12 protein-coding genes and 1 riboswitch are annotated in these 12,502 nt (G+C 54.9%); of the genes, 7 read left to right on the top strand and 5 right to left on the bottom strand.

The genetic code is table 11. The features are described from left to right. Window positions 1-17: 17 nt before the first annotated feature. The 4 genes from QTO31_RS06330 to infC form a co-directional block, all read right to left on the bottom strand. The gene (locus QTO31_RS06330; RefSeq protein WP_301428466.1) at window positions 18-767 is read right to left on the bottom strand and encodes a TrmH family RNA methyltransferase; all 750 of its coding nucleotides are present in this window, start codon (window positions 765-767) and stop codon (window positions 18-20) included. Window positions 768-817: 50 nt separating this feature from the next. Continuing rightward, a complete protein-coding gene (gene rplT / locus QTO31_RS06325; RefSeq protein WP_031457807.1) occupies window positions 818-1,177 on the bottom strand; it encodes a 50S ribosomal protein L20 in 360 nt (119 codons plus the stop codon). 123 nt (window positions 1,178-1,300) lie between these two features. Further along, a complete protein-coding gene (locus QTO31_RS06320; protein WP_031457806.1) occupies window positions 1,301-1,507 on the bottom strand; it encodes a 50S ribosomal protein L35 in 207 nt (68 codons plus the stop codon). A 55-nt stretch (window positions 1,508-1,562) separates the two neighbouring features. Further along, on the bottom strand, window positions 1,563-2,303 hold the full coding sequence (infC, locus tag QTO31_RS19250) for a translation initiation factor IF-3 (protein WP_411278387.1): 741 nt from the start codon (window positions 2,301-2,303) through the stop codon (window positions 1,563-1,565). Between the two features lie 625 nt (window positions 2,304-2,928). Further along, window positions 2,929-3,052, top strand: a riboswitch (TPP riboswitch). Window positions 3,053-3,150: 98 nt separating this feature from the next. On the opposite strand from infC, the gene thiM reads away from it, so the two are divergent. The 3 genes from thiM (at window position 3,151) to thiD (ending at window position 5,509) form a co-directional block, all read left to right on the top strand. Beyond that, a complete protein-coding gene (thiM, locus tag QTO31_RS06310; RefSeq protein WP_301428465.1) occupies window positions 3,151-3,960 on the top strand; it encodes a hydroxyethylthiazole kinase in 810 nt (269 codons plus the stop codon). A 98-nt stretch (window positions 3,961-4,058) separates the two neighbouring features. After that, the gene (gene thiE, locus QTO31_RS06305; RefSeq protein ID WP_301428464.1) at window positions 4,059-4,709 is read left to right on the top strand and encodes a thiamine phosphate synthase; all 651 of its coding nucleotides are present in this window, start codon (window positions 4,059-4,061) and stop codon (window positions 4,707-4,709) included. After that, window positions 4,706-5,509 (top strand): bifunctional hydroxymethylpyrimidine kinase/phosphomethylpyrimidine kinase, encoded by an 804-nt coding sequence (gene thiD, locus QTO31_RS06300; RefSeq protein WP_301428463.1) that lies wholly within the window; start codon window positions 4,706-4,708, stop codon window positions 5,507-5,509. The genes thiE and thiD overlap by 4 nt, the downstream gene beginning before the upstream one ends. An 87-nt stretch (window positions 5,510-5,596) precedes the next feature. Here the strand turns inward: thiD and QTO31_RS06295 are convergent, their stop codons facing one another. Next, window positions 5,597-6,145, bottom strand: a complete 549-nt coding sequence (locus QTO31_RS06295) for a hypothetical protein (RefSeq protein WP_301428462.1) — start codon at window positions 6,143-6,145, stop codon at window positions 5,597-5,599. A gap of 252 nt (window positions 6,146-6,397) precedes the next feature. Between QTO31_RS06295 and QTO31_RS06290 the strand changes: the two genes are divergently transcribed. The 4 genes from QTO31_RS06290 (at window position 6,398) to QTO31_RS06275 (ending at window position 12,310) form a co-directional block, all read left to right on the top strand. Continuing rightward, on the top strand, window positions 6,398-7,339 hold the full coding sequence (locus tag QTO31_RS06290) for a hydroxymethylglutaryl-CoA lyase (protein WP_031457799.1): 942 nt from the start codon (window positions 6,398-6,400) through the stop codon (window positions 7,337-7,339). Between the two features lie 40 nt (window positions 7,340-7,379). Then, a complete protein-coding gene (locus QTO31_RS06285; protein ID WP_301428461.1) occupies window positions 7,380-8,171 on the top strand; it encodes an SDR family NAD(P)-dependent oxidoreductase in 792 nt (263 codons plus the stop codon). A 21-nt stretch (window positions 8,172-8,192) separates the two neighbouring features. Beyond that, entirely contained in the window at window positions 8,193-11,336 is a 3,144-nt protein-coding gene (locus QTO31_RS06280; RefSeq protein ID WP_301428460.1) for a S41 family peptidase, read from the top strand. Between the two features lie 203 nt (window positions 11,337-11,539). After that, window positions 11,540-12,310 (top strand): hydroxypyruvate isomerase family protein, encoded by a 771-nt coding sequence (locus tag QTO31_RS06275; RefSeq protein ID WP_301428459.1) that lies wholly within the window; start codon window positions 11,540-11,542, stop codon window positions 12,308-12,310. Window positions 12,311-12,502 lie beyond the last annotated feature (192 nt).

The raw sequence follows: 12,502 nt of genomic DNA, 5'->3' as shown, positions 1-12,502 counted from the left end.
AGATTGAGAAGCCGCTCCTAATGCTTAACCATACGTTGCCGAAGCGCTTCAAACAAAATGATGCTTCCGGCTACACCAGCGTTGAGCGACTCAATCGAACCAACCATTGGAATGGCAATCAAGTGCTGGGCCAGAGCACGAGCGGATGAACTCAAACCGTGAGCTTCATTGCCGATAATTAGTGCTGCGGGTTGACGCCAATCCACCGCGTAGTAAGGCTGTTTACCCGTGCTATCAGCCGCATAGACGGTCAACGAACGCAGCTCGGTACTTACCATTTCCCACGACCATATTCGCAGGGGCAACAGAAAGTGTGCACCCATTGCTGCACGAGCCACTTTTGGATTGAAGGGATCGACAGTTCCAGGAGCACAGATAACGAGACCAACTCCAGCAGCAGCAGCCGAACGGAGAAGGGTTCCCACATTGCCAGGGTCTTGGATAGCATCTAAAACAAGGCGCAGACCGGGTCGCGGTGACAATTCAGGCCAGCGCACAGCCGCCACAACTCCCTGGGGCTGTTCAGTATCGGCAGCGGCAGCAACAGCGGCAGGAGTTGCCGGATAGCAGTTTGGTAACTGACGCAGACGATTCAACAGCGCCGTACCGGCAGGAGTGGATGACAGTTGTTCAGGAGCGTACAGCGCAAGGCGCAACTCAGCTCCGGACGACAGCGCATCGCTAACGAGACGAACCCCTTCGATAACGAAACTCCGCTCGCTTCGCCGATGACGTGCCGATTCGGCGAGCAAGCGGAGCCACTTCACATGCTGGTTTGCAGAACTAGAGATCACACCGGCAGGGAACAGTGATCGGTTCACGCAACAGCAGCCGATTGCGCCTGGGCAACGATCCGAGCAAAAGCTTGCGGATCGCGTACCGCAAGATCGGCCAACATCTTGCGGTCAATCACAATGTTCGCTTTCTTCAGGCTATTCATTAGGCGGCTATAGGTTGTACCGTGAAGGCGGGCCGCTGCATTGATACGAATAATCCACAGACGGCGAAAATCACGCTTACGTCGACGTCGGTCACGATACGCATCAGCAAGTGCGTGCATCACCGCCTCGTGCGCCACCTTGTAATGGCGACTGCGCGCACCGCGATACCCTTTGGCCTGAGCTAACAGTTTCTTGTGGCGCTTACGCACCATTATGCCACGCTTGACACGAGTCATAATTTTTCTCCTTTAACGGATAGGTCAGGGGGTGGCAAACCAAACCCTGAACTTCACCCGCGATCAACTAAAGATATTCCTGCGCGAATAATAATGACCTGACACAGTACTTCCGTGCCGAGCCTACTCTAACCCGTAAGGCAGTGCTCTCTGCAACAAGCGACGGTTAGCAGGGGAAACCGGATGCCCCTTCCCCCAGGCGCGTTGCGAACGGCTGGGTCGGTTACGCTTGTTTCCACGCACACCACGCTGTTGAAGAAACTTACCCGACGCTGTTACCTTAAAGCGCTTTTTCGCGCCTTTGTGCGTCTTCATTTTCATCTTAGGCATTGAACAGCTCCTCTAGTGCCACCGGATGGCGTAACACCGACCGGTATTGCATCAGTTATCGTCGTCTTCGGCGTCCCCGTTCTGCTTCCTCTTCTTCGTCGAAATCGTCTTCCTCGTCGTCGTAATCTTCGTCGAAGAAATCTTCATCTGCTTCAGTATCCTCGATCTCCTCGACTTCTGCGCTACTATCCTCGACGAGTTCTTCTTCCGCAACGACTTCTTCTTCGGCTACCGGTGCCGCCGCAGCCGCATCAGGTTTCGTGCTGGTTGTCCCGCTCTGTGCAGCGCGCTGAGCGGCTGCCTTTTGCGCCTGTTGAGCTGCTTTCAACACTTTTGCCGTTGGCGCCAGCAACATTGACAAGACACGGCCCTCCATGAGCGGTTTCTGTTCGATGACGGCAATATCACTCAACTGCTCAGCAATCTGATCGAGCATCTGCCGCCCAATTTCGGGATGAGCCATTTCACGACCACGAAAGCGCAAGTTGAATTTCACTTTGTCGCCGGCCAATAAGAAGCGCCGCGCCTGATTCGCTTTTACTGCAACATCGTGATCGTCAGTCTTTGGCATGAGCCGAATTTGTTTGAGTTCCGACTGTTTTTGATTACGACGCGCTTCACGCTCTTTCTTGCTCTGCTCGTAGCGAAATTTGCCATAATCAAGCAAACGACATACAGGTGGGACTGCATTTGGCGCGACTTCAACGAGATCGTACCCGCGTTCTTCAGCCATCGCCAGTGCCTCGCGAAGCGGAACAATCCCTACCTGCGTGCCATTCTCGTCAATGAGACGCACTTCACGAGCACGAATACGATTATTGATGCGAAACCGGTCTCTAATGGCGCGACTCCTTCGTCTTGCAAAGGGTGACAGACGCGACAAGCAGGATAGTTATGGTTGCTTACTGTCACCACAACCTGACTTTCCAACTTTTTGACAACAAGATAACATCGCCCCAGAGCGATGCTACGTCAATGCGGCATTATACCAGTCTGTACGAGGTTCGTCAAACGTTGCGGGCAGGAAAACAGGAGTTTCAGCATGCACAGCTTCGAATTACCAGCCGCCTCGAAAGTGCAGGCATCTGGCCTGCGTGAAGTGGAGCTATGACGGGAAGGCGTTGGCTGCCGTATCTTCCTGCGAGAGGGGCAGTGGGAAACTCGCTAGGAGCGTGGGCATCCAGCCTGCGTTAGGTAGCCGTTCTTCAGAAGCGTATTTTAGGGTCTAACCCGCTACAATGACGAACTAGATCGGCGATGAAACAGGGTCTGGCCGTAGATGCTTGTTGGTACGGGAAGCTGCGCAGCGCTTCATACGCGGCGAATAGTTCGTAAATACTCCATTCCCCTCTCCCTACTGCAACCGGAGCGCTAGAGAAATGCGAATGGCTTGCAGGGAATACGTGGTCGTGGTATCATTAAATCTATGCCAGGGGAGCCTGGGTGAACCGGGCTGAGAGGGTGTCTCCAGCGTTACGCTACCGACACCGACCCTCTGAACCTGATCTGGGTTATGCCAGCGGAGGGAGGAGCAAACGGTGCAGATGTACGATCTGCGATTAGTGTATCCGTCCTGCGGTGGCAGGGCGGTTTTTTTACCCCTTCAATCGTTGCCGTCCGTCTGCTGGCGCAAGGAGGTACGCATGACACTCAATGAACGGATTGCCGTATTACGTGAGCAGGTACGCCAGCAGCGTCCCCTCATTCACCACATCACGAATTTTGTGGTGATGAACGACACCGCGAATGTGACCCTGCACATCGGCGGGTTGCCAGTGATGGCGCATGATCGGGCAGAAGTTGCCGAGATGGTAACGGCTGCTGGAGCGCTCGTGCTCAACGTGGGTACGTTGTCGCCTGATTGGATCGAAGCGATGTTGATTGCAGGGCGGCGCGCCAACGAGCTGGGCATTCCCATTGTGCTCGATCCGGTCGGCGCCGGCGCCACTACGTTGCGCACAACGAGTAATCGCCGCTTACTCGAAGAGCTACAGATTTCAATTGTGCGTGGCAATTCGGGTGAGATTGGCGCATTAGCCGGGATGGGTGGCGTGGTAAAGGGTGTTGAGACCGTTGTTGAGGTTGATAACCCACTTGCTGCCGCCCAGGCATTGGTCCGCCAGTACCAAACCGTGGTGGCGGTAACCGGTCGGCGCGACATCGTCACCGATGGGACACGAGTGTTTATGGTCGATAATGGTCACGAATGGCTTAAAACGCTCACCGGCACCGGCTGTTCAGCAACAACGGTGATTGCCGCATTTGCCGCGGTCGAACGTGATTATCCGTTGGCCGCAGCAGCCGCACTTGCCTGTTTTGGGTTGGCAGCCGAAATCGCGGCTCCAGCCGCACGTGGGCCAGCCAGTTTCAAAGTGGCGTTCTACGATGCAATATACCACCTTTCAGCCGACCAGATTCGGACAGGCGCACGAGTGACATTGGGAACAGAGTGAGAGCGTAGCGTCCTAGCCTGATTGAGAGCGTGTCTGAACAATACGCCTCTGGTCTGAAAGAGGAGTGTTTCAGACCCACCCCTGGAAAGGAAACCGTGATGAGCACGGCAAGAACAGTTGACTGGCGGCTCTACGTGATAACCGATGCTGGCCTAGCCCGTGGTCGTTCACATCGAGAGGTGATCGAGGCAGCGATCCGCGGTGGCGCGACTGTCGTGCAATATCGGGCGAAACATGTTTCCACCCGGCAGATGGTCACCGAGGCACAAGAACTGCGTGAACTGACCTATCGTACCGGCGTACCCTTCATTGTCAATGATCGGGTAGATGTGGCGCTCGCAGTTGATGCTGATGGTGTACATATTGGTCAGGACGATATGCCGGTGGCGCTTGCCCGCAAATTGATCGGCGACCGGTTGTTAGGTGTTTCGGCGCACAGCCTGAGCGAAGCGGTACAGGCAGTACAAGATGGCGCCGATTACCTCGGTGTGGGACCAGTCTTTGCGACGCCGACTAAGCCCGATGCTGCCCCACCGATAGGCATCGATGGCCTGACAACCATTCGGCGGCAGATATCGATCCCGATTGTCGCCATTGGTGGCATCAACCAGACAAATGCTGCTGAAGTCATACGCACGGGTGTCAATGGTATTGCGGTGGTTTCGGCAGTGGTGGCGGCAGCAGATGTTACTGCTGCTACCCGCCAACTGATTTCGATTGTATCAGCAGTTCAGGAGCAGATACTATGACGTTACCACGCTGTTTAACAATTGCCGGTTCTGATTCTGGCGGTGGCGCCGGGATCCAGGCCGATCTGAAGGCGTTTGCCGCTCTGGGTGTGTACGGAATGAGCGCGTTGACAGCCGTCACTGCCCAAAATACGGTCGGTGTCCAAGGAGTGATTGAACTGCCAGCGGCGTTTGTTGGTCAGCAGATTGACTCGGTGGTAACCGACATCGGCGTTGACGCTGTAAAAACTGGGATGTTGGCTAACGCCGACATTATTGCCGTTGTCGCTGAAAAGGCCCGTACTTACCACTGGCCGCATCTAGTTGTTGATCCGGTCATGATGGCGAAGAGTGGTGATCCCTTGTTACGGCCAGAGGCTCAACAGGCGTTGATCTCGCTCTTGTTTCCGCTGGCAACGATAGTAACGCCGAATATTCCAGAGGCGCGTGCCCTGACCGGACTTGCGATCACGACAGTGACGGAGATGGAACAGGCAGCACAGATGATTCATGCGATGGGGCCGCGTTGGGTACTGGTGAAAGGTGGACATCTGCAAGGTGACAGTGTTGATGTCCTCTTCGACGGCGCACAGTATCAGTACTTCACCGCGCCACGGATCGAAACCAGGCATACGCACGGCACTGGCTGTACGTTCGCTTCAGCGATTGCTGCCGGCCTGGCAAAGGGGCTGACAGTACCTGAAGCGGTTCAACAGGCAAAGGATTATATTACCACTGCGCTGCGCCATGCTCCTGGTTTGGGGAACGGACACGGCCCGGTACACCACTTTGCGGCCTGGTACGGCGTTAGTGAGGCGTAAAAGGATTGCGTTCCAGGTATACTGACCAGAGGGCAGACACCTGGAACGCAAGAGGAGAATACACAGGGTGCGTTAAGAAGCGCGCCCTTACTTCTTTTCAACCGTGCTGTTGACCACACCCATCAACACCTTACCGAGTTCGGCCTGGGCCTCGATCACTCGCTGCATTGCCTCTTGCCAGCTCTGCATCACCTTTTGCATCTGAGTCGTATCCCAACCACGAGCGATGGTCGTCGGATCTGACTTCTTAAGCATCTCGAACCATCCCTCAATAAACCGGCTCTGGCTCTCGGTAAAGTTGCGCGTCATCTCCAGCACTTGTCGGCTCCATTCCACCAGCGAGGTTGGTGTCATCGGATTGAGACCGGGGATGGTCGGTACACCTGGCACAGAGGGCATCGTCGGCATATTGACACTATTCGCCGCCACTGCCTCGGCCCACATCCGGGTTAGCTCAACCTGCGCCTCAAGGGTCTGCTTCACCGTTCCGCGCCAGCTATCAACCGTCTTCTGCCATGCCTCCGGACTCTGCGGAGATGCCATGTATTGCATTGAGGCCATCCAGCTTTCCCACACCTTCTGCTGCGTGCCCGTCCACATCTTGATCATGTCGTTTACTTGCTTCGACCAGTCCATTGGATCCTCCATTCAGCGTTATGCGCTGTCTTCCCATCGTTGCACCGCACATCTCATGCGGGTCTGTTGTCAGGGTAGAATAGTAGGTTACAATGGAGTTACTAATGCGTTTCATTGCAACCATTTGACAGAAGGAACGCAAATCTCTACCATACTGTCAAATAGTACCGTTGCATCCCAAGAGTTCATGCTGCCGTTTTGGATTCCCGGTAGCGCGCCGACCATTACCATGAGATACCAGGGAGGTCAATGATGACCACAATGGAGATTGCCACACTTCCCAACTTCGTGCATATTCGTGAAGTGGGGCCGCGTGATGGGTTGCAGAATGAGCCGGTCATTCTCAGCACAACTCAGAAGATAAAACTAATCGATCTGCTCGCTGCCACCGGGCTACGGGCAATTGAAGTGGGAGCTTTTGTGCGGCCTCAGAATGTTCCCCAGATGGCCGATACCGAAGCTGTATTTGCCGGTATCGAACGACGACCGGGGGTCGTATACAGTGCAATCGCACCAAATGTTGTCGGGGCGCGACGGGCAATTGCCGCTGGTGCAGATGTTGTTCAGGTATTTCTTAGCGCCAGCGAGAGCCATAATCGAAGCAATGTGAATATGAGTATCGAACAGTCGCTGATACAGGTGGCCGAGATGGCAACACTCGTCCACGCTGCGGGTAAGCCGTTCGATGCCGTTCTGTCGGTAGCGTTTGGCTGTCCATTTGAAGGCGATGTACCAATTGAGCGGGTCATGGATCTGTGCCAGCGGTTGCTCGATCTGGGAGCCGAGCAGTTAACGTTGGGCGACACCACCGGAATGGCACATCCACTCCTGGTACAAGCAGTGGTGCGCGCCTTTCGCGAACGCTTTCCACGCCAGCCGTTACGTCTGCATCTGCACAGTGCGCGTGGCGCCGGACTGGCTAATCTACTGGCCGCATTACAATTAGGTGTAGATATGTTCGATTCGAGCATCGGCGGTATCGGTGGTTGTCCGTTTGCCCCTGGCGCACCCGGCAATCTTTGCACGGAAGACGTGACCCATCTGCTCCACGAGATGGGGATTGCAACTGGGCTGAATTTGCCGGCCCTGATGGCAACCGCCCGTGAACTTGAGCGCATGTTAGGGCATGAGGTGCCGGGTCAGACCATCAAAGCCGGTATCTGCAAGCACTTGCGAGATCGGGGAGAAGGATAGGCAGCGGAGGAGATGTTGCTGCAATACAGAGGTGAACAACGTGGATCCGCGTGATCGAGTAGTCATTATTACCGGCGCTTCAAGTGGGATTGGTGCGGCGACGGCGCGTTGTTTTGCAGAGGCCGGTGCCCATCTGGTGCTGGCGGCTCGTTCGCACGAGGCGTTAGAGCAGGTAGCAGCCGGCTTGCCACGAGCAATAGCTGTGCCAACTGATGTCACCGATCCGGTAGCTTGTGCCCATCTGGTTGAACGTGCTGTTGAAGCGTTTGGACGAGTTGACATCTTGATCAATAACGCCGGAATCGGATTGACCGGCCCAATCACTCATCTGGCTCGCGCCGATCTCGAGCGGGTATTGGCGGTTGATCTGCTGGGGCCGATCTGGTTAATTCAGGCCACAGTACCACTGATGCGTACTGCCGGTCGCGGTCAGATTATTAACGTTTCTTCAGTACTAGCAGCACAGCCATTACCTTTTCTGGGTGGTTATGCAGCGGCCAAAGCTGCACTTGAACAGATCAGTAACGCGCTCCGGATCGAGCTACACGGAAGCGGTATCACCGTTACGGTAGTACGTCCTGGTACTACCCGCACTGCGTTTAATCAGCGAAGGCTAGGACATGGCCGTGAACGACGACGAATTGCACCGCCTGGAGTACCACCAGAAGCAGTGGCGCGCACCATTCTCCGTGCTGCCCGCACTGAGCCACGAATGGTATATGTGAGCTGGAGTGATCGCCTGGCATTGTGGATTAGTCGGATGGTTCCGGGCTTGATCGATTCCATACTAGCCCGTGCGTTTGTTTGGGAAGAGCATTCGGTTCAGCATTGAGGGTATTTCGAGGAAATAACCGTGAATACACCGTCTGTGTTGTTGCGCCAACCGGCTCTCGATCCTGATGGTCAACAGCTTGCCTTCATCGCCGCTGGAGATGTCTGGCTGGTCTCAATCGAAGGTGGAATTGCCGAACGTCTGACCGCTCATCCAGCACGCCATTACCAGCCGCGCTTCAGTCCTGACGGGCAGCATCTGCTGTTTGGGGCCGGACGTGATGGTGCCGGTGATCTTTACGTCCTTGATCTGGCAGGTGGCGCACCGCAACAGCTTACCTTCCAGGATGAACCGTGCTACCCGCAGGACTGGGCAAGTGACGGTGAAGCAGTCTATTTCACCAGTGATATTGAACAGATGGGGTATGGCATCTATCGTGTTGGTATATCTGGTGGGACACCGGCACCAATCTATCTTGAACCATACGAACAGCTCGATCAGGTCGCTGTCGCGCCAGATGGGCAGCAACTGGCATTTGTAAACGTGCGTGAACGCTGGTGGCGACGTGGTCCACACCCCTTTTCGCCCAATGAAGTCTGGTTAGGCCCAGCCTATCCCGACTATCGAGCGCTCTGTCAATATGCGGGTCCTTACGGTCAGAGGTTTCGCTATGCCGGCAAACTGGGGTGGCCGCTGTGGGCGCCCGATGGACAGGGATTGTATATTGTCTGCGATTATGACGGGCACGAGAATCTCTGGTATCTTCCGTTTGGCGAAGGTGAGCCACGTCAGATTACCTGCTTTCGTGATGGCAGATTGTTTTTCCCAACCATTGCCCGCCGGAACGGTGCCATTGTTTGCGAACGAGGTGACGGGCAATTGTGGCGTATTGATCCGTCGAGCGGTGAAGCAGCGCCTATTCCTATCCGGGTACGGATCGATAGCAAACGTACTCCGGTGCGGATCGAGCGCTGGACGAGTGGCTACAGCGAAGTCCATCTCAGCCCTGATGGTAAGAAGCTGGCCTTTGTCGCCCGTGGTGATGTCTTTGCCGATTTTGCCGATAAGGAGACGGATCGCGATCTACGGCAGGGACCGGCTTTTCGCATTACCAACACGCCAGCCCGCGAGCGGAGCGTTGCCTGGACACCCGACTCACAGCGCTTAATTTACCTTTCTGACCGTCACGGTGAAGTTGAACTGTTTCGCTACGACTTCAGCAGCGGTCAGGAATGGCAACTTACCCACGATGGCCGACCGAAAATGTTACCGCGAATTGCGCCTGACGGGAAGGCCATTGCGTACATCCGCGATCAGATGGTCATTGAGGTCATCGATATTGAGGGCAAGTCACCACGTGAGGTATGTCGAGCAAGGTTTGCCGTGGCCGCCGATCTCTGTTGGTCACCTGATTCACAATATCTAGCCTTCGTCGCGCAAGATAGCCGCCTCTTCAGCAATGTCTATGTAGTGCCGGCAAGCGGTGGCGAGCCACGTCAGATCACCTTTCTCAGTAACCTGGAAGGCGGGAATCTGTGTTGGGCGCCAGATGGTAGCTTCATCATCTTCACTACCGAACAGTATCGTTTAGAAGCTCAGATCGCTCGTGTCGATCTCCGTCCTCCACAACCGGTTTTTCGCGAAACGGCTTTTGAACAGTTGTTTGTGAAAAAGGAGGAGCAACCGGCCAAAACCGATGATCAATCTGCCACCAATGCCAGAGCACTCGAACCGCCAAACACATCTATCGTCTTTGAAGGGATTGATCGTCGTCTGCGCCTGCTCACACCACCACAAATGAACGCGATGGCGGGAGCCATCAGTCCCGATGGGAAAGACCTGTTATTTCTGGCGTCAGTAGCCGGCAAGGTCGATGTCTGGACCCTCCCCCTCGATGAGCCTCGAGCCAATCAGCCGCCACGCCAGTTGACTGCCAGCGACACGCGCAAGGGATTTCTACAATTTGCCCCTGATGGTCGTAGCTTCTACTATCTTGAAGACGGGCAGGTAGTGGTGCGTCGCTTCCCCGGCGGGAATGAACCAAACCGGCTCTCATTACGGGCTGAAGTAGAGGTTGATTTTCATCGCGAAAAAGAACAAATCTTTATCGAGGCCTGGCGCGAACTCCGCGATAGCTTCTACGATCCGACATTCCGTGGTCAAGACTGGTATGCGGTTCGTGAGCGCTTTTCCCCCCTGATTGGCGCGGTACACACGACCGGAGAATTACATACGCTGATCAACCTGATGGTTGGTGAACTACGGACTTCACACCTGGGCAGTGGCTTCTACGGTGGTGAGAGTGATGATGGCTTTATCGGTATTCTGTTTGCCGCCGAACCACTGCTGCGTGAAGGTAGGCTTATCGTTGAGCGTATCTTACCCGACGGCCCGGCAGCCCTGGCGTCTGCACCACCGCAACCCGGTGAAGAGCTAATTGCGATTGATGGCACACACCTGAATGGTTCCATTTCTATCCATAAGCTCCTCTTGCGCAGTGCCGGTCGGCGGGTACGAATCAGATTGCGTGCAAATGACGGCAACGAACGTGAAATCGTTGTTCGTGCGATCGGTCAAACTGCATACCAGGAATTGCGTTACCGCGATTGGGTGTTAACCAACGAGCAGTACGTCCATCGGCTCAGTAAAGGACAGATCGGCTACGTCCATATTGCTGAGATGAGCTATCGCGCCTATCAGCAATTTTTGGTCGATCTCGACGCTGAAACGCACAGCAAGGCTGGTGTCATCATTGACGTGCGGTACAATACAGGTGGGCATACAGCGACGTTCATTCTCGATGTGCTGATGCGACGTTCGGCACTGCGTAGCGGTTTTCGCGATCTTGGCACGACTGACGCCAGTCATCTGGCAGGTAATCGCGTGCTTGACCGACCAACTGTACTAGTGACGAACGAACGTTCGACAAGCAACACCGAGATGTTGAGCGAGAGTTACCGACGGCTGAAGCTCGGTAAAGTAGTAGGCCGCCCAACTGCTGGTGCAGTCATCTGGACGTATGAGATTCAGTTGCTCGATGGCGCATGGCTAAGCCTGCCTCGATTATATGTGGTTACGCCGGAGGGTGAAGACTTAGAGGGACGAGGACGACCGGTTGATGTTGATGTTGCTCGGCCACTGGGTGAATGGGCCACAGGACGCGATAGTCAGCTCGAAGCAGCAATCACCACCTTGCTCAAAATCGTTCGGCGAAGACGCTCGTGAAGTGGCGCTTGAACGGTAATGAGCGCCGGGCTAAAAATGACCGTATGTCGTACATCGTTATACGCCGACAACAGTATAATAAGAGCTGTGCATTGCAGAGAAACCTGACCGGCCAACCGCTTACAAGCGCTGTGCGTCTTCACGTCGCTATCGCGGGTCGGGTTACGCGATAGCGATACTTGTGCAGAAAAGTGAGGTTGAAGATGTCGACCCTCGCACCGCTCCGCTTCTCAGTCTGTCTCGATATGATCTTCACCGATCGCCCGTTTGAGCAGCGCCTCGAACATATTGCCGATCTGGGCTTCCGCGCCTACGAATTCTGGACGCGGCGGGGCAAGGATATGAATATCACGATTGCCCTGCAAACGGCATTACGCTTGCACTGTGTAGCCATCTTTGGTAGTGAAGCCTCACCGAATGATCCCGATCAGCGCGCCCTCTTTCGTGAAGAAGTGACGCGCAGCGCTGCCCTGGCAGTTGATCTCGCCTGCGATAATATCATCGTACACGGTGGCATCAGTCGTGCAGACCTGGATTATGCCAGCCAACGGGCATGTCTGATCGATGCGCTACACGAGGCTGCCGAAACAGCGGCTGATGCCGGTTTAAACTTGCTGCTCGAACCGCGTAACCCACTCGACCATCCGAGGAGTTTTCTCTGGTCATCTGATGAGGGGTTCGCGATTATTCGTGAGCTTGGGAAACCGCACGTTAAGTTGTTATTCGACTGCTACCATCAGCAGATCAGTGAAGGCAATCTGACCCGTCGCATTCTCGCAAACCTCGATCTTATCGGTCACATCCATGTGGCCGATGTTCCAGGACGGCACGAGCCTGGTACTGGCGAGATCAACTACGAGCACATTTTCGGGATTCTCCGTGAACACGCTTACAGTGGCTATGTTGGCCTTGAATATACGCCACGAATCGATTCCGCTGCCAGTTTACGTGCAGTACGGATGTTGAGCCAGTGAAGAACGGTGATGATCGATTGCGTTGGGTAAGAATGGGGCGAAGACCAAATCTACGCACCACGGCGCAAGTTTTGTCTGTCCTTGCACATCACCACGAAAGGGGCAGCAGCCAATTGCACGCCAACCGGCAATCGCAACAATAAAAACACGCCGACAATCCAATGTATAATAGCAGTGCACATACCACTCGTG

Source organism: Chloroflexus sp. MS-CIW-1 (assembly GCF_030444705.1).
Taxonomy (GTDB): domain Bacteria; phylum Chloroflexota; class Chloroflexia; order Chloroflexales; family Chloroflexaceae; genus Chloroflexus.
This window is presented reverse-complemented; position numbering and strand designations above follow the sequence as displayed.

Excerpts from the sequence above, each read along its gene's own strand:
- rplT (WP_031457807.1), bottom strand. The coding sequence starts at position 1,177 with ATGACTCGTGTCAAGCGTGGCATAATGGTGCGTAAGCGCCACAAGAAA.
- QTO31_RS06320 (WP_031457806.1), bottom strand. The coding sequence starts at position 1,507 with ATGCCTAAGATGAAAATGAAGACGCACAAAGGCGCGAAAAAGCGCTTT.
- thiM (WP_301428465.1), top strand. The coding sequence starts at position 3,151 with ATGACACTCAATGAACGGATTGCCGTATTACGTGAGCAGGTACGCCAG.
- thiE (WP_301428464.1), top strand. The coding sequence starts at position 4,059 with ATGAGCACGGCAAGAACAGTTGACTGGCGGCTCTACGTGATAACCGAT.
- thiD (WP_301428463.1), top strand. The coding sequence starts at position 4,706 with ATGACGTTACCACGCTGTTTAACAATTGCCGGTTCTGATTCTGGCGGT.
- QTO31_RS06295 (WP_301428462.1), bottom strand. The coding sequence starts at position 6,145 with ATGGACTGGTCGAAGCAAGTAAACGACATGATCAAGATGTGGACGGGC.
- QTO31_RS06290 (WP_031457799.1), top strand. The coding sequence starts at position 6,398 with ATGACCACAATGGAGATTGCCACACTTCCCAACTTCGTGCATATTCGT.
- QTO31_RS06275 (WP_301428459.1), top strand. The coding sequence starts at position 11,540 with ATGTCGACCCTCGCACCGCTCCGCTTCTCAGTCTGTCTCGATATGATC.